The sequence below is a fragment of the Vreelandella arctica genome (assembly GCF_037070215.1).
GTDB classification, from domain to species: Bacteria; Pseudomonadota; Gammaproteobacteria; order Pseudomonadales; family Halomonadaceae; genus Vreelandella; species Vreelandella arctica.
In genome coordinates, this window is record NZ_JBANSN010000004.1 from 86,277 (window position 1) to 105,970 (window position 19,694).

Consider the following 19,694-nt stretch of genomic DNA (forward strand, 5'->3'; position numbering starts at 1 on the left):
ATAACAATTGCTTAGTTTCTATTAGGTAACCTGAACGGTATGCAATTGACGACGTCGTAACGGCCTCTCCTCCTCTGCGAAAAACACATAAAGCACCAAAAAGAAGCGCTCGCACCAAAAGATGCCCTCGTACTAGTGACAAAGGAAAACACCATGCCTGCCACGCTAAATCTGGATAGCTCGCTGATCGATACGCTCTGGGTACTCTGGGCAGCCGCTCTGGTATTTGTGATGCAAGCTGGTTTTCTATGCTTAGAGGCTGGCACAACGCGTACCAAGAACGCGATTAATGTTGCTATGAAAAACGTAGCGGACTTTGCGATTGCCGTCAGTGTTTTTTGGCTCATCGGATTCGGCATCATGTTTGGTGATTCGTTGGGCGGTGTTGTAGGTACAACGTTATTCGGCTGGCAGTTAGACGCTTCGGGCAGCTGGGTGATTACGGTATTCATCTTCCAGGCAATGTTCTGCGCGACCGCCGCGACCATTGTGTCGGGTGCGGTGGCGGAACGCATGCCCTTTCTGGCATATATCTGGACGGCGCTCTGGATCGCGTTAATCATCTACCCCGTATTCGGCCACTGGGCTTGGGGCGGGCTACTAGGTGGTGCCGCAGGCTGGTTAGGGGCTCTAGGGTTTGTTGATTTTGCCGGCTCCACAGTGGTTCACAGTGTAGGTGGCTGGGTAGCGCTGGCAGCAGTACTCTGCATCGGCCCCCGCAGTGGTCGTTTCGCACACGACAAGCCTCCTACCGCTTTTCCCTCTGGCAACCTTCCACTCGCGATGCTTGGCGCGCTGTTTATGATATTAGGCTGGTTCGGCTTTAACGGCGGTAGCACCTTGGCTGTTACTGACCAGATACCCGGCATATTGGCTAATACCGTGCTTGGAGCCGTTGGCGGCATCCTTTCCGGCATGCTCATGGGAATGCGCACACGTCGTTACGCCGATGTGATGTACGCAATTAATGGCGCCATTGCTGGTCTAGTCGCCGTCACCGCCAGTGCGCATGTGATCTCGCTCCCAGCAGCATTTGGCTTGGGGGCGGTTAGCGGCGTGCTAATGGTACTGACCAGCGAATGGCTGCTGAGTAAGCGTATTGATGACGCCGTATGCGCCATACCTGCCCATTTAGTATCAGGCATTTGGGGCACACTCGCACTACCCTGGGTGGCGGATATGACAATGCTGGATAGTGGCCTGTCCCGACCCGCTCAATTCGGCATTCAGCTTCTTGGTGTTGTCGTTTGTGGCATCTGGAGCTTTGGCAGCGCATGGCTGCTATTTCGTATCACTCGTCGCTTTCTGCCCTTAAGGGTCTCGCCTGAAGCTGAAAAAATGGGTCTTAATTTAGCCGAGCATGGCGCCAATAATGAGCTGAACCAGCTACTCGAACATATGCGCCAGCACGAACAGCAAGGCGATATTCGCCGGCGAATTGAAGCCGACCCGTTTACTGAAGTGGGCGAAATAGCGGCCAGCTATAATCGGGTAACAGCGGCCCTTGAAACCGCCCTCGGCCACACCCGCGTGATGCTGCGTAACCTGCGCGATGGAGTAATCACCTGGCAAGCAGACGGCTCGCTGACAAGCCTTAACCCCGGCGCTGAGATGCTCTTTAATGTCGACGCCGCCACTCTCATCGGCCAACCCGTTTCCACGCTGCTACCGAACTTCAAGCTGACACCCGGTGCACGCCATGAAATCAAACGACGTACAGCCGATAAGCGAGTGCGTTATCTCGAAATACAGGTGAGCGAAGGCGCCAGCGGCTCCGCATCAGAGCGCTCTGGCATGGTGCGCGACATCACCGAGCGCAGACAGCTTCAAGAGCAGTTAAATCGCGAACGTGATCTTGCTCGCACCACTCTAGCCTCCATCGGAGATGGCGTAATTACCTGTGATGCCAGCGGCAATGTCACGTTTATCAATGCGGAAGCCAAGCGACTGACCGGCTGGACCCTTGAAGAGGCCATGGATAAACCTATTCATGTGGTTTACCAACTACTTGAGGAAATCAGCGGCGACTCCATAAGTAATCCAGCCCGGCAAGTACTGACACAGCTAACGCCAGTGCAATCAACCGAACATTGCATGCTCGTCCACCATGACGGCACGCATACCCCCATCCAGCACAGCGCCTCACCCATTCGTTCACGCAGCGGCATTACCCTGGGCGCTGTTGTGGTTTTTCAAGATGTTAGCCTCACACGCCAGCTTACTGAACAGTTGAGCTATCAGGTCAGCCACGACAACCTAACCGACCTGTTGAATCGGCGCGCCTTTGAAACAGCACTTACAGCGCTTCTCAATCGGGAGGATGGCCAGCACGTGATGTGCTACCTGGATCTTGATCAGTTCAAAATCGTCAATGATACCTGCGGTCATCTTGCGGGTGACGAACTGTTGCGCCAAGTATCATTAAAGCTGAAATCCCATGTACGCAGCAGCGATATTGCCGCGCGTCTCGGTGGCGATGAGTTCGCCCTACTGCTACCAGATTGCGGGATAGAAAGAGCACTAGTGATTACCGAGGCACTACGCAGCGATATAGAGAATTATCGTTTTGCCTGGCAAGAGCATACGTTTGGGATTGGGGTCAGTATTGGCTTGGTAGAACTCCATGCTGCTCAGCCTATGCAGCTTAGCCAAGCACTCCACGCCTCTGATGCGGCGTGCTACGCCGCCAAAGAGGCAGGCCGCAATCGTATCCACTGCTATCAGCCTGATGATCATTTTTTATTGGAAAAGCACGGTGAGCTACAGTGGGTTCAGCGCTTGCAAAATGGCCTGGACAATGATGCTTTTCGCCTTTTTGCTCAACCGATCAAAGCCATTTGTGCTGACGCCCCCGCCTACCGTGAGATATTACTTCGGCTCGAAGAGCATGGTGAACTCATCGCCCCAGGAAGTTTTTTACCTGCCGCTGAGCGCTACCACTTTATGGGACGCATTGATCGTTGGGTAATTCGCAATACTCTGGCCTGGCTAGGGGATCAAAACCGCCACTCTGTTCCGTCAGCGCATAGCCTATGGGGCATCAATCTATCCGGGGCATCGCTTTCTGACGCTGAATTTTGTCAGGATCTTATTGCTCAGGTGTCCACTGCCTATCTGCCTCACGGCACACTCTGTTTTGAAATCACTGAAAGCACCGCGATCGCACAGCTCTCACGTGTCAAAACATTGATTCATACCCTGAAAGGCTACGGCTGCCGGTTTGCATTGGATGATTTTGGCACCGGGCTTTCCTCTTTCAGCTACTTGAAGCAGCTACCCGTCGATTATCTAAAAATTGACGGTAATTTTATCCGCAATGTGCATCAAGATCCGATTGATAGAGCAATGGTTGAGGCGATTCATGCCGTCGGTAAAGCACTGGGCGTTAAGACCATTGCTGAGTTTGTTGAAACCCAGGCAACATTGGATACGTTACATCAGATGGGAATTGACTATGCACAAGGATATTTACTCGGCATGCCTGAACCGCTTACCAACATGGTCGGCAATCGCATTAAAGTAATGCCGCGCTAGCAGGAACGTGTTAACAAGAACGTAGCGATATAAAATTCAGAAACGAAAAAATCCCTAAAAAGGGCATAATCGCTGGGAGGTAAACGCTAAAAAAGAGGAAATAACAAGAAGGAAGTATGCGGGGTAATGGGGTGGATGATGGGACTTGAACCCACGACCACCGGAGTCACAATCCGGGGCTCTACCACTGAGCTACACCCACCACAACCTAAAACTGGAAACGCAAATATTGTCACTGGGGTGGATGATGGGATTTGAACCCACGACCACCGGAGTCACAATCCGGGGCTCTACCCCTGAGCTACACCCACCATAGACAATCTTACGTAAAAACAGGTATTACACACTTGAAGATATGATTCTCTGACGGGTTGTTACCACTGAAATTAGGTGGCACGCCCAGCAGGAATCGAACCCGCAACCTACGGCTTAGAAGGCCGTTGCTCTATCCGGTTGAGCTATGGGCGCACAAAAAGCATTCAGAAATAACGAATACTGATGAGCACTAGACCACAACCAAAGCTTGAAAAAGCAAGCTACTACCTTTCACGTTTAGGTGTGGTCGGGATGGAGGGATTCGAACCCCCGACATCCTGCTCCCAAAGCAGGCGCGCTACCAGACTGCGCTACATCCCGATTTTTCATCACCCTAGACGCTACCGCTTGGTCCGTCTCAAGCGAGGCATATATTACTATTTTTAATTTTAAAGTCAACCATTAAAGTGATTGTTCGTGAAGGCGCTTTGCCTGGGTGCCCTAGCGTGCGAAAATTGCCGCCTTAGAAAGCGTAGCCAACTGCGCTAGCAGCACTAGGTACTGCCTTAAAAGCCATTACGTCAAAAGGCTTCGAGACACCGCCTAGCCCTTTTCCACGTCCACAGGGATTTCTCTACATGACTGCCCAACTAATCGATGGCAAAGCCATCGCTGCTACTGTTCGCCAACAGGTTGCCGAGAAGGTTGCCGCACGTAAAGATGCAGGCGCACGAGCACCGGGCCTAGCCGTAGTTGTGGTAGGAGATGATCCCGCCTCTCACGTTTACGTCAGTAATAAGCACCGCGCCTGTGAACAGGCAGGCATTCTTTCCTTCCAGCATACTCTGCCCACTGCGACCTCTCAGCATGACTTAGAAACGCTGGTTGATCAGCTCAACAGCGACCCGGCCGTAGACGGCATACTGGTTCAACTGCCACTACCCAAGCACTTAGATGCCGGCCCTATTTTAGAGCGTATTCGTCCTGATAAAGATGTTGATGGCTTTCACCCTTACAACATTGGTCGCTTAGCACAGCGCATGCCTGCGCTACGCCCTTGCACCCCTAAAGGCATCATGACCTTACTGGCGCAAAGCGATATCGCGCTACGTGGCCTGGATGCCACCGTGGTCGGCGCTTCTAACATTGTCGGCCGCCCTATGGCGCTTGAACTGATGCTGGCGGGCTGTACCACTACCGTATGCCACCGTTTTACCCAGAACCTTAAAGACCACGTTAGCCGCGCTGACATTGTGGTGGTAGCCGTCGGCAAGCCAGGCATCGTTAAAGGGGAATGGATTAAGCCAGGGGCTGTTGTGATTGATGTAGGTATTAATCGCCAGGAAGATGGCACGCTAAAAGGCGACCTTGATTTCGCCGCCGCCGCTGAACGCGCCAGCTTTATCACCCCGGTTCCGGGCGGCGTGGGACCCATGACCGTCGCAACGCTGCTCGAAAATACGCTTGAAGCCGCCGAATGGCACGATTTGACGCCCCAGGATCACGCCTGATTCATATACCCCCCTTTTTTATGCAGGAGCATGGCGCAGTGCAACGTATTGGTATTATTGGCGCAATGGCGCAGGAAGTAAGCACCTTGGTAGCTCAGTTAGATAATGCAGAACGCTATGAGCATGCGGGCTTTGTTTTTCATACTGGCACGCGTTACGGCCTTGAGGTCATTGTCTTGCAGTCAGGGATTGGCAAAGTCAACGCGGCAGTGGGCACCGCTATTTTATTGGAGCGCCACCAACCCGACGCCATTATTAATACCGGTTCGGCGGGTGGATTTGCCACCGATTTAAAGATTGGCGATGTGATCATCTCTGATGAAGTACGCCATCATGATGTTGACGCCGTCGTATTTGGCTATGAGATGGGCCAAGTACCTGGGATGCCCGCCGCCTATCAGGCCGATACGGCGCTACGAGACATTGCCCGTAACGCCATTGCATCATTAGGTGAGGCCAACGTACGCGAAGGACTGATCGCCACGGGAGACGCTTTCATGGCCGATCCCGCGCGCGTAGAAGCAACCCGCGCCCAGTTTCCCACCATGCTGGCGGTCGAGATGGAAGGCGCTGCGATTGCTCAGACATGCTATCTCTATCAGTGCCCTTTCGTCGTGATTCGCGCGCTCTCTGACATTCCCGGCAGCGGCGACAACCACCTCTCTTTTGATGAGTTTTTGGAAGTAGCTGCCGACCACTCATCGCGCATGGTAGATCAAATGCTGAAGCAGCTTAGCCAAGGCTAGCTGGTACCTCAGGGCTACGCCTTCTTAATGGCCCATCCAAGCGTTTCGCCCGCCAATAGCGGAATAATCGCCTCGCCTTGGGCATAGGAGTAGCTCTCTGGCAGTCGCCATTCGCGTCGTTCTAGCGTCATGGTGTCAGCGTTAGGCGTCAGGCCATAAAAGCGCGGCCCGTTAAGGCTGGCAAAGGCTTCCAGTTTATCCAAGGCATTCATTTCATCGAAAGCAGTAGCGTAAAGTTCAATGGCGGCGGGGGCGGTATAAGCACCCGCACAGCCGCAGCTTGACTCTTTAGCACCCTGAGAGTGAGGCGCGCTATCGGTGCCCAAAAAGAACTTATGGCTACCGCTGGTGGCTGCTTTCAAAAGCGCCTGACGATGCTGCTCACGCTTGAGAATCGGCAAGCAGTAGTAATGAGGGCGAATACCACCGACCAACATTTTATTGCGATTGAACAGTAAGTGATGGGCCGTAATCGTTGCAGCCACATTGTCCGGCGCTTGCGCGACAAACTCTGCGGCCTGCTGAGTAGTGATATGCTCAAACACCACTTTCAGCGTGGGGTGGCGCTCCAGTAACGGCTTCATCACGTTTTCAATAAATACCGCTTCGCGATCAAAAATATCAATCTCAGCGGTAGTGACCTCGCCATGTACTAACAGGGGTATGCCTACTTCAACCATCTTGGCAATAGTGGCATCACAATGGGCTAAGTCGGTCACACCTGAGTCAGAATTTGTAGTGGCACCCGCTGGGTAAAGCTTGACCGCTTTGACGATGCCGCTCCGCGCTGCGCGTTCAATCTCTTCGGGGGGCGTGGTATCGGTAAGGTAAAGCACCATTAAGGGCTCAAAAGCACTGCCCGCGGGTAAGGCGTCTAGGATACGTTGACGATAATCAATCGCCTGGGAGGTTGTGGTGATCGGCGGGGTTAGATTAGGCATAATGATGGCCCGCCCCATCTGTGCGGCGGTATGGCCTACCACCGCCTTTAGCGCTTCACCATCGCGTAAATGAAGATGCCAATCATCGGGGCGGGTCAGTGTTACAGTGTCCACGGCGAGTCCTGTACTGGAGTGATGTCGGAAAAATGATAGCGACAGTATACGCAATTGCGCGATTGGATAAATCCACTCTTCGAGCACCACACATTTGCCCAAGTGTCGTATCATGGCGGCACTTTTCTTAATGAACCCGTCTTAACGACTAGGGTTGATAGCTCGCGGTTAACGTTAAGGGCCCGATTGTTTATGCAGAATGTGCGGCGTTATGCGGATGTCATTGCCAGCCTGGAGGGCGTGTTATGGCTAAGCCTGGCTTGGTCAATTTCGCTGTCTGTCCATATGGGCAGCACGGAACCTACCCTCGCCAGTTTGTTAGTGATTGGTGCTCTCGTGGTGTTCTGTTGGGCGCATCGCCCGCTGCGTTATTTGTTGGGTCGTTACCATATTCGCAAACGCCGAACCGATATGTGGATACATATTTTAGCCCTGCCACTGCTGCTGGCGATGTTCTTCCACATCATGCTGGAAGCCCTTTTAGGCAGCGCCTGGTTGCCGCCGAAAATGCTGCTATTTAATATCCTGGCCTCTGCTGGCTGGGCCACCTACGTCATGACGTTGTTTATTAAGTTTGTTATTCATGGCCTAAAAACCAGGACTAAGTAAGCTCATCATGCCAACGGCTCTACCACTTCCGCTCTCTACGCCCAACCGTAATTTAGTGCGGCTCACTATCGTGCGCGGTATTACCTGGACCGGTTTTTTACTGGCAATTATTGTGGGTGTCGAATTGCTCGCCTTCGATTTACCAGTGACTGCTGTGGTAAGCGTGGTGATAGCCATGGGCATACTGAATATCGCCACTTGGTGGCGATTGGGTCGTCCACGGGCCGTTACCCACCTGGAGTATCTACTGCACCTACTGGCCGATATTGCAGGCCTTACACTGCTGTTTTACTTTTCCGGGGGCTCCACCAACCCTTTTATTACCTACTACTTAGTCCCGGTTACTATTGCCGCCGCCACCCTGCCCTGGCGCCACGCCTGGATCATTGCAGCCTGCGCTATGGCGGGGTATACCTCTTTAATGTTCTCTTACTACCCAATCCCGCAATTGGGTCATATTAATAGCGACAGCCCCTTGAGCCTGCACATATTGGGTATGTGGCTTAACTTTGGCCTCTCAGCGGGTTTGGTGACCTTTTTTATCTACAAAATGGCCCACGCATTGCGTAGCCGGGACCAGGCACTTTCCCGCACCCGGGAAGCCGCGTTGCGTAATGAACAGGTATTGGCAGTCGCCACTCAAGCCGCCGGCACAGCGCATGAATTGGGAACGCCGCTCTCTACCATGGCGGTACTACTCAAAGAAATGCAGGCCGACGCGCTACCTGAGTCTGAACTGCATGAGGACATCACCCTCCTGCGTCAGCAGGTGGACGTCTGCAAATCACGGCTGCAAAACTTAGTCTCTAATGCGGATAGGCGCCGAATGGCAGAGCCTGAAGTACTTGATGCAGAAGTTTGGCTAGCAGGCGTTGTGCAGCGCTGGCTAGTGCTAAGGCCTGATGTGAGCCATCAGTTCGAGGTGGCTGAGAAGCGTAGCAGGCCATGGCTTGCGGTTGATGCCACGCTTGACCAAGCGTTAACGAATCTTTTGAACAACGCCGCCGACGCCAACCCTGAGCAAATTTCGATTCGTTTAGATTGGCAGGATGAAAATGTGGTCATTGATATACGCGACCATGGCCCAGGGGTGGCCATGTCGATTGCCGACCAGCTAGGGGAAACGTTTATCTCCACAAAAAGCAAAGGCATGGGTATTGGTTTGTTTTTAACCCATGCCACTATCAATCGCTTTGGAGGCGGGGTAAGCCTGTATAATCACCCGGAAGGGGGTACGCTAACGGAAGTTACACTGCCCCGCTGCGCGGCACCGCATTAAACCCGGCTGCCCAAGCATCGCCTTTTATGGATTGAGGACAACATGCAAACGCGAGACCAACGCCTGCTGATTGTTGATGACGATGAAATGTTTTGTCATGTGCTAAATCGCGCTTTAACGCGGCGTGGTTACGAAGTCATTGTTGCCCATGATGCCGATCAGGCCCTGGCAATGGCCGCCCAGTACTTACCCACGATGGCGACCCTTGATCTAAAACTGGAAAATAGTTCGGGCTTAAAGCTGCTTCCCGAGCTACTGGCCATTTCGCCCCAGTGTCGCATTGTGGTGCTGACAGGCTACTCCAGCATTGCAACTGCCGTTGAGGCCATTAAGCTTGGTGCAGTTAATTATCTCTGCAAGCCGGTAGATGCAGACGACGTCCTCACGGCCTTTGAGCGCCAAAGTGGCGACCCTGATATTGAGTTGGCTGATAACCCACCTTCGATTAACCGCATCACCTGGGAGCATATTCAGAAGGTACTCCAGGAGCACGACGGCAATATATCGGCCACCGCCCGAGCACTGGGCATGCACCGCCGTACCCTGCAGCGCAAATTACAAAAACGCCCAGTGCGGCGTTAGATTGTTGGCTAACTGCTCGCCAGCTCAACCCCCCGTCCCCACTTAAGCGTTTAGGCGGGGGCCTCAACGCTTAATGCGCCGTCCAGCCTAGATCAATATTAAAGCTTGATCCGGTCACTGCACCGGCAGCATCGGACGCCAAGTAGGCGACTAATTGCGCCACTTCCTCAGGCTCGATCAGGCGTTTGATCGCCGCCTCTTTGAGCATGACTTTCTCAATCACTTCCTGTTCATCCATACCGTGCAATTTAGCTTGGTCGGCGATCTGATTATCCACCAGTGGCGTTTTTACATAGGCAGGGCAAACAGCGTTAGCGGTAATCCCTTGCTCGCCACCTTCCAACGCTGCGGTTTTAGTCAGACCAATCATCCCGTGCTTGGCGCTGATGTAAGCTGCTTTGCCGGGCGAGGCCACCTGGGCATGTATTGAAGCCACGTTAACGATGCGCCCCCAGCCTTTTTCGCGCATGTGCGGCCAGGCCGCTTGCGTGAGCAGAAAGGGAGCGGTCAGCATCAGATCCATAATCTGCCGCCACTTTTCCTCGGGAAACGTCTCGATCGACGCAACATGCTGGATACCGGCGTTATTGACCAATATATCAACCCCGCCAAAACGCTTAACCGCATCGGCTACCGCCGCACGGCAGGCATCTGGGTCGGTCAGGTCGGCTTCAAAAAAGGCAGCGCCAGCCTGTTCAGCAATCGCTTTTCCCGCCGGGTTAAAATCGACAGCAAGCACTTGATAGCCTAGCTCGCAAAAGTGCTTAACAACCGCAGCACCGATACCACTGCTGGTCCCGGTGACCAGCGCTACACGCGGCGTTGAAACTGATGAGGAAGTCATAGGCATTTCCTTGGCATAAGTGGTCAGAAGGTGTTTTCAGTATAGCGGTACGTGGTTAAGCGTCAGACTCATCGGCAGGTTGCATTAAACGCGCCATCATTTGCTGCGCCAACCTAGCAGCCTCCTGCATGTTCTCGAGTTCTTCTAAATTGCGCAAGATTGCGCGCTTATAGAGCCCATATCCACCTGGCAGGCGCTCAAGAAATAGCTGATAGGCGCCTGAAGGCAAGGTAAGCGTCAGCGAATCTACCAAAGGTTCCGTGAGACGGGGGTGATCAGGCACCACGACCAGCCAAAGCTCACAGGGTGTAATCAACGCACCCACCATGTTTCCAGCACCATGATGCTGAAAGCATAGCGCATCAACCCCTAACCGTGGGTTCCATCCCTCCTGTTGTTTCATGGAAGGTAAATGCACATCTCGATAGGCCTTCGCCAGTTCAGCAAGAGAGGCGTATTCGTCAGCAGTCAGCATATACATAAACGTGTGAATTTTTTCCAGGTGATAACAGGCATTAATGGGCAATGTAGCGAGCTGCTATTGGCGAAATAAGTGTTGCTAAGCCACAATGGGCGCAGATTATCGTGCCGCAAAGACTTTTCACTCGGTTACGTTCCACTTTGTAACTTATTCTGCTTATCGTAAAGGAGCGCCACCTATGTTTGTGGTTATTTTTGGTCGGATGTCCTGCCCCTTCTGTGTACGCGCTAAACACCTTGCGGATCACTTGGAAAAAGCCGGAAAAATTGAAGGGTACCGCTATGTTGATATGCCTTCTGAAGGCGTTACTAAAGAAGATATCGCCAAGACCGCTGGCAAACCCATTCACACCGTACCGCAAGTGTTTGTTGATCAAACCCATGTCGGTGGCTTTACCGAGTTTGATCAGTTTGTCCGCGACAAACAGCTCCTCGCCGTTTAATAGTAATTGGCGATTGCCACTGCGCTGCCGTTAAAACGCTCGTTAATACCCGTTGAACCCATGCCTGCCTTGCTTGCCTATACTGTGCAGTTACTCATGGCCCACGCGAGGTGTGCCACTTTTAGGCAAGGAGTTCACCATGCAGCGTCAGGAGTTTGTTCAGCAGCTGTGGCTAGACTATGTACATACACACCCCGATATTGGGGCATTGAGGCTGTGGCCACTCTCGGCCGCAGCCGAATATTTAACCTTAGTTACGCTCAACTACGGCCCTTTTTCCGCTACCGCGCTTAGCAGCAATTTAGCCCACATGGGCTATCGCGCTATTAGCCACTACGCCATGGCAGACAAAGGCCTACTCGTGCATTTACTAGCCCCCAGCGATGGCAGTAGCTGGCTAGTGCTTGCCGAATTGCAAATAGGCACCCTTTCTAAAGCGCCGCGAGAAGCGATTGAAGGACTGGTGCGCCAATCGCATCCCCAGGATTGCAAAGGGCATAATTTACTTTGCCGCGGCAGACCCTGGCCAATGCCCTCTTGGGCGCTTTACCAGCAGTTGCAACAGGCCCATCCGCTAGCCGCATGGCTTGCGGTCATGGGACCCCGCTTGCACCACGCGGGCTTTGATTGTGGTCAGCTTGGCGAACCGTTAGCCGTTTTGGATCAACGTCTCCAAGAGGTAGGCATGCTGAGCCTGAAAGAGCAGCAGAACGGTGTTTTTACGGTGTCAGCACTGCTCGACCATCGTTTTTACCCAACGACACCGCAGAAAGCCGTATTCGCCGATGGCGATGAGCATCGCCTCTGCTTAGGAGGGCTGGCGCTCGTCCAAAAACATGTAGAGCATAGTCACGAGCGCCTAGCCGACGTACTTCTGCCCCATCACACACGCTGTGAAATGGCGTGAGACGCTAACTTTTTTCAGTTAGTGTCTCACTATCCCACTATCTTTAATGCCACTCGGCTTAAAGGCTGACGGGGTGCCTTATTAAGCGTCAAAGGTCATTTCAGGCACGTGGTCTGGCACGATTAGTTTGCCCGCTGTTTTTTCGACGATTTCTTCAACGCTAACGCCGGGCGCACGCTCTTTGAGGATAAAAGCACCGTCTTTGATTTCCAGATAAGCGAGATCGGTCAAAACACGGTTAATACAACCAGCCCCCGTCAGCGGCAGCTCACATTTTTCCAGCAGTTTGGATTCGCCATGTTTAGAGGCATGCGTCATGGTGCAAATAATATTATCAGCGCCAGCCACCAGATCCATGGCGCCGCCCATGCCTTTGATAAGCTTGCCGGGGATCATCCACGAGGCGATATTGCCTTGTTGATCAACCTCAAAGGCGCCCAGCACGGTCAAATCCACATGTCCACCACGAATCATGGCAAAGGACTCAGCTGAAGAGAAAATCGCCGCACCTGGGCGCGCCGTCACGGTCTCTTTACCCGCATTGATCATATCTGGATCAAGCTCTTCTTCGGTGGGGTAACGGCCCATCCCCAGCAGTCCGTTTTCGGATTGCAGCATGACATCAATGCCGTCTGGAATGTAATTGGCAACCAGGGTGGGAATACCAATGCCCAAATTGACGTAAAAGCCATCTTGAAGTTCGCGAGCGACACGCTGGGCCATTTGTTCTCGTGTTAAAGCCATGGTGACTACCTCTTGTTGAATCGTTAAATGAGAAGCGAGTGAGATATTTGAAATTTAAGTCTTTGAAAAGCGGTGACTTAACTGCGCACCGTGCGTTTTTCAATGCGCTTTTCAAACGTGCCTTGAATAATCCGATCCACATAAATGCCTGGCGTATGGATCTGGCTAGGCTCAAGCTCACCCGGCTCCACAATTTCTTCAACTTCTACCACGGTGATTTTTCCTGCAGTAGCGGCCATGGGATTAAAATTTTGTGCTGTATGGCGATACATCACATTGCCATAGCGATCCGCTTTCCAGCCTTTCACAATGGCAAAGTCACCTATAATGGCTTCTTCTAAAATATAGTGCCGGTCATTGAAGACACGCACTTCCTTGCCTTCGCCAATCGGCGTGCCGTAGCCGGTGGCAGTGTAAAAAGCAGGGATACCCGCGCCACCTGCGCGCATTTTTTCCGCCAACGTGCCTTGAGGCGTCAACACCACCTCAATTTCATCGTTGAGCATTTGCTTCTCAAATAACGCGTTTTCACCGACGTAAGAGGCCAGAATTTTACTGATTTGACGATCTTCAAGCAGTATCCCCAAGCCAAAACCATCCACACCACAGTTATTTGAAACCACGGTAAGGTCTTTAACGCCGCGACGCTTGATTTCAGCGATCAGATTTTCGGGAATGCCGCATAGGCCAAAGCCGCCAGCGATGACGGTCATACCGCTCTCGATGCCTTCCATCGCTTCTTCGTAGGAAGATACTCGCTTATCGAATCCTGCCATTGTTGTGCCTCACGTTGTTGTCATTAAATATGAGTGGTCATTGATATGAGCTGTCAATAATACATAGACCGCCCCTTAAGATAGTGCCAGTGTTGTGCCAGATGATATATTTGTTAAGTTTGTTTTTCTTATCAATTCATTGATAAAACTTATAAAAGGCACTTTATGACCGTCAAACAGTTGCGCGCCTTTCTCGCGGTCGCCCAAACGCTTAGCTTTACTCAGGCCTGTGAGCGGCTGTATTTATCCCAACCAGCGCTCAGCTTGGCGATCAAAGGGTTAGAAGAGTCGTTGGGGGGCAAATTGTTAATCCGGAGCACCCGTAGCGTTAGGCTAACCCCAGAAGGCGAGTCACTGCTACCGCTGGCCAAACACTTGCTGGCCCAATGGGATAATACCGAAGAACGGTTGCGTCAACGCTTCACGCTTCAGCTGGGCCGGTTAAGCGTCGCCGCCATGCCTGCTTTCGCCTGTAACTTGTTACCCGCAGCGTTAGTTAAGTTTCGCCAGCAATATCCCAAGATCAATATCACAGTCCACGACGTGATCAATGAAGAAGTCACTGAAATGGTGCGCTCTCGGCAGGTGGAAATGGGAATCGCTTTCTCACCGGAAGGCGCGGGCAGCCTGCTGTTTACACCCCTGTTTGAAGATCATTTTGTCGCGGTGGTACCACCGACTTCCTCGCTAAATCAAGCCTCACAGCTCGCTTGGTCGACCCTTCTCAATCACGATTTTATTACGCTGCAGCGCCCTTCTATGGTGCGCCGCTTACTGGAACAGGAGCTGCGGAAACAACACATGGAACTGCCTGTGGCGTTTGAAAGCCACCAGCTCTCCACCGTCGGAAGAATGGTTGCTGACGGGTTAGGGGTGAGCGCAGTGCCTTCTATGTGTATTCGACAAATGCATGAGCTGGGCGCCCGGTGCATACCGCTAACAGCGCCAGCCATCTCTTGCCGTGTAGGTATTTTGACACACCAAGAGCTTTCCGTTGCCGCCCATGCGCTTCGCACTGTACTGCTTAATACCGTTCAAGCGCCTTCGCTCCCTCTCGACTAACCCTCTGCTAAGTTGATGAGACGAACTGGGGTTCTGCTGGGCAGCGTGGCTAGGATCATTTAGCATTCAGTATTAAGCTATTCGTCTGACGGTAAGGAAACGTGGTATGCCTATTTTCAAGGGGCTTGTCAGCGCTCTGCTGCTAACGCTCAACACGCTATTTTGGGGCGTACCTCTAATTCTGTTGACGCTACTCAAACTCATTGCTCCCGGGCAGCGACTGAAACAGAAGGTGCTGCTGGGTTTAAATGCCGTGGCACTCAACTGGATTGGCTTTAATCTGTGGTGGATGCGGCATTGGCTTAAGCCTGACGTATCAATCACCGTTCCCGAGCAGTTGAGCCCCCATCAGTGGTGGCTGGTAATATCCAACCACCGCAGCTGGACTGATATCTTTATGCTATTCATGGCGTTACACCGCCGTATTCCGATGCCGCGTTTTTTCCTCAAACGTCAATTAATCTGGATTCCTATCGTTGGCTTGGCTTTTTGGGCACTCGAATTCCCCTTCATGCGCCGCTTTAGCCGTGAACAAATAGCTAAAAACCCCAAACTTGCCACCATAGACCGCACGTCTACCGAGCGTATGTGCCAACAGGCACGTAATACCCCGATTGCGATTTTTAATTTCGTCGAAGGCACGCGTTTTAGCGTCGCTAAGCGCGATGCCCAGCAAAGCCCTTATCGTCACTTGTTGCGCCCCAAAGCAGGTGGCGTTGCCCAGGTACTTAGCCTGCTAGGCAGTCAATTAGATGGTATTCTGGACGTAACCATTAGCTATACCAACCCATCCCCCACTTTTTGGGGTTTTTTGTGCGGTAATGAAGCACCCATTACGCTATACGCACGGCAACTAGATATTCCTCAGTGGATGTACGCACCTAATAACCACGACGAAAAGCAGCATAAGGAACGTTTCCACACATGGATCAATTCACTCTGGCGGGCAAAAGATGGTTTGTTGGACGGCCAAACCGATCACGACTGATTGGTTTGCTAAGCACCTGCCTATTAGCCGGAATGCTTGTCGGCTGTGCCAATGCGCCTCAATCGTCATACCAGCGTGCGGCGGCCCCTAGTGCTACGCAGATTAGTGGCAATTGGGTGCAGGTACAGCGCGGTGACACACTCGGGCAGATGGCGGCCCGCGCTAATGTGCCGCTAGAACGGTTACAACGATTTAACCCAGGCGTGAATGCACGACGGCTTAAGGTAGGCCAACGGTTATTGATCCCCACTCAGCAAGAGCGCGCGCCCTCCGGCGGTCCTTATCGTTACCAAATTCGCCCCGGCGATACGTTTTCGAGTGTCGCCCGCCATTTTGGTACCACCAGCGGCCGTATTCAGAGCGCCAACCCTAGCGCCACGCCCACTAACTTACGAGTAGGCCAAGTCGTTAGCGTTCCGCTTGGCGGCTCTGCGCCTCGAACCGCTGCGAGCAGTAGTGGTTCACCTAGCCCTAACCGACCCGCTGCCGCGCCCAGTAGTGCACCCAGTCAGGCGCTGCCCGCTTCAGCTAGACGCTGGCCCTGGCCATTGGATGATTATCGTGTGGTTCGCCGCTTTGGCCCAGATAGCCGTGGCACTCTGCAGCCAATGCTGCTGGCAACACAACCGGGCGCCCAAGCAAAATCTGTCGCCCCGGGTGAGGTACGTTTCGCCGATGGAATGCGTCAGTTGGGTGAGGTCGTGATCGTGCATCATGCCGACAATCTCCAAACCGTCTACGCGCTTTGTGATCGTATATTGGTCGAGGTAGGCAAGCAGGTGAACGCGGGTGATGCGCTTTGCGAGGTCGGTCAAAGTGATGCAACCCAGCGCTACGATCTTCTCTTCGATCTGCGCCAGGGTGGTAAACCCATCGATCCAAGGCAGGTGCTGCGCTAAAGCACTTGTTAAAGCACTGGTTAAAAACCATGCGGCCCCTGCTTAGACAGAGGCCGTGGGGTTTAGGCTAATGTCAGCCGTCTTGTTAGCCGCGATAGTAGCCAGGTTTTACAAACGGCATAGGGGTAACCACCATGGGTAACTGCTTACCGCGCACTACCGCGTACACAGTGCTTTGCGGTGCCTCCAGCTCACGGGTCACATAACCCATCGCCACCGGTTTACCGATGCTCGGTCCAAAGCTGCCCGATGTCACCACCCCAATCTCATTGCCCGCTTCGTCTACCAGTGTTGCCCCCTCTCTTACAGGCGCACGCCCGTCGGCTAACAGACCGACGCGCTTGCGGGTATGATCTTTGGCATCAACTTGATGCAGGATAACGTCAGCCCCAGGAAAACCGCCTGCACGCTCGCCGCCATGGCGACGCGGTTTACCAATCGCCCAAATCAGCCCGGCTTCAACAGGCGTCGTTTGCATATCCATATCGTGCCCGTAGAGGCATAACCCTGCTTCCAGACGCAATGAATCCCGTGCGCCCAAGCCAATAGCCTCTACTTCAGGTTCTGCCAGCAACCGCTCGGCGAAAGCTTCGCAGGCATCAGCCGCGACTGAAATTTCAAAGCCATCTTCACCAGTATAGCCACTGCGGCTCACCCACACTTCCTGCCCCGCAATAGTGAAGCGGCCATGCTGCATAAACACTAACTCGCACGCTTCAGGACACAATCGCTGCATCACATCTCGCGCCTGAGGCCCTTGGAGCGCCAGCAAGCCACGATCTAATGTCTCAACCTCATGGGTTGATGCTAAATTCAAACGCAAATGCGCTAAATCCTGATCTTTACAGGCAGCGTTCACTACGAGATAAAAGTGATCGCCTGCATTGACCACCATCAGGTCATCAATAATGCCACCTTCAGTGCTGGTGAATAGCCCATACCGTTGAGCGCCCTTTTCAAGCCCCACTAAATCAGCGGGTATTAATGTTTCCAGCGCTTCAGCGACATTATCGCCAGACACACTAATCTGGCCCATGTGAGAGACGTCAAACAGGCCGCACTTCTGGCGAGTGTGTTCATGCTCCTTTTTGACCCCCAGCGGGTACTGCACAGGCATTTCGTAGTCAGCAAAAGGCACCATTTTGGCACCCAATTGGAGGTGCAGCGCATGCAGCGGCGTTTGCTTTAATTCAGACATGGGGGATTCCTCACTTAGAAATTCTTCACTCACAAAAGAGAACGGGAAGCCACCTGTGTGCCTTCCCGACTCCATTTAGCTATACATCAAACATTCACTTGCAGCTCACGTAACAAGCTGAAGGTTTTATTGATCGTGTTCCAGTTCTTCACCCGGTAGTACATCTTTGCCATCGAAATAGTCCTTGGTTAACTTAAAGACTACCGGCGAAAGCAGTGCCAAGGCAATCAGGTTGGGAATGGCCATCATGGCATTGAAGGTATCCGCCATTAACCAGATAAAGCCCAATTGCGCGATGGCGCCTAGCGGGATCGCCAACACGAACAGCACGCGATAGATCATGATAGAACGCGTGCCAAACAGGAACTGGCAACATTTCTCACCATAAAATGACCAGCCAAGAATGGTGGTGAAGGCAAAGACAGCCAAGGCGACCGCGACAATTTGATTACCGAACCCTGGCAGCGCGGCGTCAAACGAGAGCGCAGTCAGCGACGCGCCGGCTTCACCGTCGATCCATACGGTAGAAGTCAAAATCACCAGTGCGGTAATCGTGCAGACAATAATGGTATCGATAAAAGTACCCAGCATCGCGATTAAGCCCTGGCGCACCGGATTTTTGGTTTTTGCCGCTGCGTGGGCAATCGGCGCACTACCTAAACCCGCTTCGTTAGAGAAGATGCCTCGCGCCACACCAAAGCGAATCGCCGCCATAACTGCTGCACCGGCAAAACCACCGGCCGCCGCCATTGGATTAAAGGCATAGTAAAAGATTAAGCCAAAAGCTTCGCCAATCTGTCCGGCGTTAATGATCAATACCAGCAGACCTGCCACCACATAGGCAATGCCCATGATGGGGACCAGCTTACCCGCCACCTTAGCGATACGCTTGATACCACCAAGAATTACCGCCCCTGCCAGCACCATAATGATCACGCCCGTGACCCAGTGCGGCACACCAAATGTGGCATCCATAGCATCTGCCACTGAGTTCGACTGTACGGTATTACCAATACCGAAAGCAGCCACGCCGCCGAAGAAAGCAAAGACACCGCCCAGCCAGAGCCATTTTTTGCCCAAACCGTTTTTGATATAAAACATCGGCCCACCGACATGGAAACCAGTGCTATCGGTTTCACGGTAACGGACAGCCAATACTGCTTCGGCAAATTTCGTCGCCATCCCTACTAGCGCGGTAATCCACATCCAAAAAACCGCGCCTGGGCCACCTAGCGCAATCGCTGTGGCTACACCGGCAATGTTACCGGTACCGATGGTCGCCGACAGCGCTGTCATCAACGCATCAAAGGGAGATATTTCCCCCTCATCGCCCTCTTTACTAACCGCTTTATCAGCGCTTGGCTTTGGCGCTCGTCCTGCCCACATTAGCTTGAAACCCATGCCGAGCTTTCTAATCGGCATCAGTTTCAAGCCAATCTGCAGGTAGATACCTACCCCCAGGAGCAAGATCAACATGATGGGTCCCCACACCACGCCGTTGATTGCCCCCAAGAGGCTAGTTAATGTTTCCATGTGCTTCTCCTCACCCTGTTAGTTTGTTGCATTTGTTAACCCAGAATCTGCATGTTTTACACTATGTGGCTAGTGGTCTTCTATGGTGATGTCGCTTGCGCATAGAGGATGCCACTTTTTTCATAACCAAACACAAAGGAATAACGGAATCAAAATACCTCGCTCTACTACGGTCGAAGGGAGCAGATAAGAAATTTGTTTCCGATTGGAAACACGTTAACATACATCTTTATTCGCTCGCTTTCCGCT

Annotated in this window: 18 protein-coding genes and 4 tRNA genes; 11 read left to right on the top strand and 11 right to left on the bottom strand. The window is 52.7% G+C overall.

Annotated features, from left to right (window positions below; translation table 11 throughout):
- Positions 1 to 153 precede the first annotated feature (153 nt).
- Positions 154 to 3,534: an ammonium transporter gene (amt, locus tag V8L70_RS04895; protein ID WP_101147251.1), complete on the top strand. Its 3,381-nt coding sequence runs from the start codon at positions 154 to 156 to the stop codon at positions 3,532 to 3,534.
- 127 nt (positions 3,535 to 3,661) lie between these two features.
- Here amt and V8L70_RS04900 read toward each other — a convergent pair.
- The 4 genes from V8L70_RS04900 to V8L70_RS04915 form a co-directional block, all read right to left on the bottom strand.
- A tRNA-His gene (locus V8L70_RS04900) sits at positions 3,662 to 3,736 on the bottom strand.
- Positions 3,737 to 3,770: 34 nt separating this feature from the next.
- Positions 3,771 to 3,845, bottom strand: a tRNA-His gene (locus V8L70_RS04905).
- Positions 3,846 to 3,925: 80 nt separating this feature from the next.
- Positions 3,926 to 4,002, bottom strand: a tRNA-Arg gene (locus V8L70_RS04910).
- 91 nt (positions 4,003 to 4,093) lie between these two features.
- Positions 4,094 to 4,170: transfer RNA gene (locus V8L70_RS04915), tRNA-Pro, on the bottom strand.
- 257 nt (positions 4,171 to 4,427) lie between these two features.
- On the opposite strand from V8L70_RS04915, the gene folD reads away from it, so the two are divergent.
- Positions 4,428 to 5,300, top strand: a complete 873-nt coding sequence (gene folD, locus V8L70_RS04920; RefSeq protein WP_101147250.1) for a bifunctional methylenetetrahydrofolate dehydrogenase/methenyltetrahydrofolate cyclohydrolase FolD — start codon at positions 4,428 to 4,430, stop codon at positions 5,298 to 5,300.
- Positions 5,301 to 5,338: 38 nt separating this feature from the next.
- Complete coding sequence (gene mtnN, locus V8L70_RS04925; protein ID WP_101147286.1) at positions 5,339 to 6,046, top strand: 5'-methylthioadenosine/S-adenosylhomocysteine nucleosidase; 708 nt, start codon at positions 5,339 to 5,341, stop codon at positions 6,044 to 6,046.
- 14 nt (positions 6,047 to 6,060) lie between these two features.
- Here the strand turns inward: mtnN and pyrC are convergent, their stop codons facing one another.
- On the bottom strand, positions 6,061 to 7,101 hold the full coding sequence (gene pyrC, locus V8L70_RS04930; protein WP_101147249.1) for a dihydroorotase: 1,041 nt from the start codon (positions 7,099 to 7,101) through the stop codon (positions 6,061 to 6,063).
- Between the two features lie 192 nt (positions 7,102 to 7,293).
- On the opposite strand from pyrC, the gene V8L70_RS04935 reads away from it, so the two are divergent.
- From V8L70_RS04935 to V8L70_RS04945, 3 genes are read left to right on the top strand one after another with little or no spacing between them, the layout of a single operon-like run.
- On the top strand, positions 7,294 to 7,710 hold the full coding sequence (locus V8L70_RS04935) for a hypothetical protein (RefSeq protein ID WP_008958009.1): 417 nt from the start codon (positions 7,294 to 7,296) through the stop codon (positions 7,708 to 7,710).
- 7 nt (positions 7,711 to 7,717) lie between these two features.
- Positions 7,718 to 8,989: an ATP-binding protein gene (locus V8L70_RS04940; protein WP_101147248.1), complete on the top strand. Its 1,272-nt coding sequence runs from the start codon at positions 7,718 to 7,720 to the stop codon at positions 8,987 to 8,989.
- Positions 8,990 to 9,031: 42 nt separating this feature from the next.
- Entirely contained in the window at positions 9,032 to 9,571 is a 540-nt protein-coding gene (locus V8L70_RS04945) for a response regulator transcription factor (RefSeq protein ID WP_101147247.1), read from the top strand.
- A gap of 70 nt (positions 9,572 to 9,641) precedes the next feature.
- Here V8L70_RS04945 and V8L70_RS04950 read toward each other — a convergent pair whose 3' ends face one another.
- Positions 9,642 to 10,415: a 3-hydroxybutyrate dehydrogenase gene (locus V8L70_RS04950; protein WP_101147246.1), complete on the bottom strand. Its 774-nt coding sequence runs from the start codon at positions 10,413 to 10,415 to the stop codon at positions 9,642 to 9,644.
- Positions 10,416 to 10,470: 55 nt separating this feature from the next.
- Positions 10,471 to 10,890, bottom strand: a complete 420-nt coding sequence (hybE, locus tag V8L70_RS04955) for a [NiFe]-hydrogenase assembly chaperone HybE (RefSeq protein WP_332870663.1) — start codon at positions 10,888 to 10,890, stop codon at positions 10,471 to 10,473.
- Positions 10,891 to 11,074: 184 nt separating this feature from the next.
- On the opposite strand from hybE, the gene V8L70_RS04960 reads away from it, so the two are divergent.
- Together V8L70_RS04960 and V8L70_RS04965 are read left to right on the top strand one after the other, a co-directional pair.
- Positions 11,075 to 11,338: a GrxA family glutaredoxin gene (locus V8L70_RS04960; RefSeq protein ID WP_035558335.1), complete on the top strand. Its 264-nt coding sequence runs from the start codon at positions 11,075 to 11,077 to the stop codon at positions 11,336 to 11,338.
- A gap of 139 nt (positions 11,339 to 11,477) precedes the next feature.
- On the top strand, positions 11,478 to 12,245 hold the full coding sequence (locus tag V8L70_RS04965) for a VOC family protein (protein WP_101147244.1): 768 nt from the start codon (positions 11,478 to 11,480) through the stop codon (positions 12,243 to 12,245).
- Between the two features lie 81 nt (positions 12,246 to 12,326).
- Here V8L70_RS04965 and V8L70_RS04970 read toward each other — a convergent pair whose 3' ends face one another.
- Together V8L70_RS04970 and V8L70_RS04975 are read right to left on the bottom strand one after the other, a co-directional pair.
- Entirely contained in the window at positions 12,327 to 12,989 is a 663-nt protein-coding gene (locus V8L70_RS04970; protein ID WP_101147243.1) for a CoA transferase subunit B, read from the bottom strand.
- 77 nt (positions 12,990 to 13,066) lie between these two features.
- Positions 13,067 to 13,765, bottom strand: coding sequence for a CoA transferase subunit A (locus V8L70_RS04975; protein WP_008958017.1), 699 nt, complete (start codon positions 13,763 to 13,765; stop codon positions 13,067 to 13,069).
- Positions 13,766 to 13,930: 165 nt separating this feature from the next.
- Between V8L70_RS04975 and V8L70_RS04980 the strand changes: the two genes are divergently transcribed.
- From V8L70_RS04980 to V8L70_RS04990, 3 genes are all read left to right on the top strand, one after another.
- On the top strand, positions 13,931 to 14,827 hold the full coding sequence (locus tag V8L70_RS04980; RefSeq protein ID WP_101147242.1) for a LysR family transcriptional regulator: 897 nt from the start codon (positions 13,931 to 13,933) through the stop codon (positions 14,825 to 14,827).
- A 106-nt stretch (positions 14,828 to 14,933) separates the two neighbouring features.
- The gene (gene yihG, locus V8L70_RS04985) at positions 14,934 to 15,815 is read left to right on the top strand and encodes a 1-acylglycerol-3-phosphate O-acyltransferase, YihG family (RefSeq protein WP_101147241.1); all 882 of its coding nucleotides are present in this window, start codon (positions 14,934 to 14,936) and stop codon (positions 15,813 to 15,815) included.
- 32 nt (positions 15,816 to 15,847) lie between these two features.
- Positions 15,848 to 16,714 carry a LysM peptidoglycan-binding domain-containing protein gene (locus tag V8L70_RS04990; RefSeq protein WP_101147240.1) on the top strand — a complete coding sequence of 289 codons (867 nt, stop codon included), beginning with the start codon at positions 15,848 to 15,850 and terminating at the stop codon, positions 16,712 to 16,714.
- 85 nt (positions 16,715 to 16,799) lie between these two features.
- On the opposite strand, the gene gcvT is transcribed toward V8L70_RS04990, so the two are convergent.
- Both gcvT and V8L70_RS05000 read right to left on the bottom strand, forming a co-directional pair.
- Positions 16,800 to 17,912, bottom strand: a complete 1,113-nt coding sequence (gcvT, locus tag V8L70_RS04995; protein WP_101147239.1) for a glycine cleavage system aminomethyltransferase GcvT — start codon at positions 17,910 to 17,912, stop codon at positions 16,800 to 16,802.
- 126 nt (positions 17,913 to 18,038) lie between these two features.
- On the bottom strand, positions 18,039 to 19,445 hold the full coding sequence (locus tag V8L70_RS05000; RefSeq protein ID WP_101147238.1) for an alanine/glycine:cation symporter family protein: 1,407 nt from the start codon (positions 19,443 to 19,445) through the stop codon (positions 18,039 to 18,041).
- Between the last annotated feature and the right edge of the window lie 249 nt (positions 19,446 to 19,694).

Bases quoted from the DNA above. Each gene is read 5' to 3' on its own strand.
- amt (WP_101147251.1), top strand. From the start codon at position 154: ATGCCTGCCACGCTAAATCTGGATAGCTCGCTGATCGATACGCTCTGG.
- folD (WP_101147250.1), top strand. From the start codon at position 4,428: ATGACTGCCCAACTAATCGATGGCAAAGCCATCGCTGCTACTGTTCGC.
- V8L70_RS04935 (WP_008958009.1), top strand. From the start codon at position 7,294: ATGCAGAATGTGCGGCGTTATGCGGATGTCATTGCCAGCCTGGAGGGC.
- V8L70_RS04940 (WP_101147248.1), top strand. From the start codon at position 7,718: ATGCCAACGGCTCTACCACTTCCGCTCTCTACGCCCAACCGTAATTTA.
- V8L70_RS04945 (WP_101147247.1), top strand. From the start codon at position 9,032: ATGCAAACGCGAGACCAACGCCTGCTGATTGTTGATGACGATGAAATG.
- V8L70_RS04950 (WP_101147246.1), bottom strand. From the start codon at position 10,415: ATGACTTCCTCATCAGTTTCAACGCCGCGTGTAGCGCTGGTCACCGGG.
- hybE (WP_332870663.1), bottom strand. From the start codon at position 10,890: ATGCTGACTGCTGACGAATACGCCTCTCTTGCTGAACTGGCGAAGGCC.
- V8L70_RS04960 (WP_035558335.1), top strand. From the start codon at position 11,075: ATGTTTGTGGTTATTTTTGGTCGGATGTCCTGCCCCTTCTGTGTACGC.
- V8L70_RS04965 (WP_101147244.1), top strand. From the start codon at position 11,478: ATGCAGCGTCAGGAGTTTGTTCAGCAGCTGTGGCTAGACTATGTACAT.
- V8L70_RS04970 (WP_101147243.1), bottom strand. From the start codon at position 12,989: ATGGCTTTAACACGAGAACAAATGGCCCAGCGTGTCGCTCGCGAACTT.
- V8L70_RS04975 (WP_008958017.1), bottom strand. From the start codon at position 13,765: ATGGCAGGATTCGATAAGCGAGTATCTTCCTACGAAGAAGCGATGGAA.
- V8L70_RS04980 (WP_101147242.1), top strand. From the start codon at position 13,931: ATGACCGTCAAACAGTTGCGCGCCTTTCTCGCGGTCGCCCAAACGCTT.
- yihG (WP_101147241.1), top strand. From the start codon at position 14,934: ATGCCTATTTTCAAGGGGCTTGTCAGCGCTCTGCTGCTAACGCTCAAC.
- V8L70_RS04990 (WP_101147240.1), top strand. From the start codon at position 15,848: ATGCTTGTCGGCTGTGCCAATGCGCCTCAATCGTCATACCAGCGTGCG.
- gcvT (WP_101147239.1), bottom strand. From the start codon at position 17,912: ATGTCTGAATTAAAGCAAACGCCGCTGCATGCGCTGCACCTCCAATTG.
- V8L70_RS05000 (WP_101147238.1), bottom strand. From the start codon at position 19,445: ATGGAAACATTAACTAGCCTCTTGGGGGCAATCAACGGCGTGGTGTGG.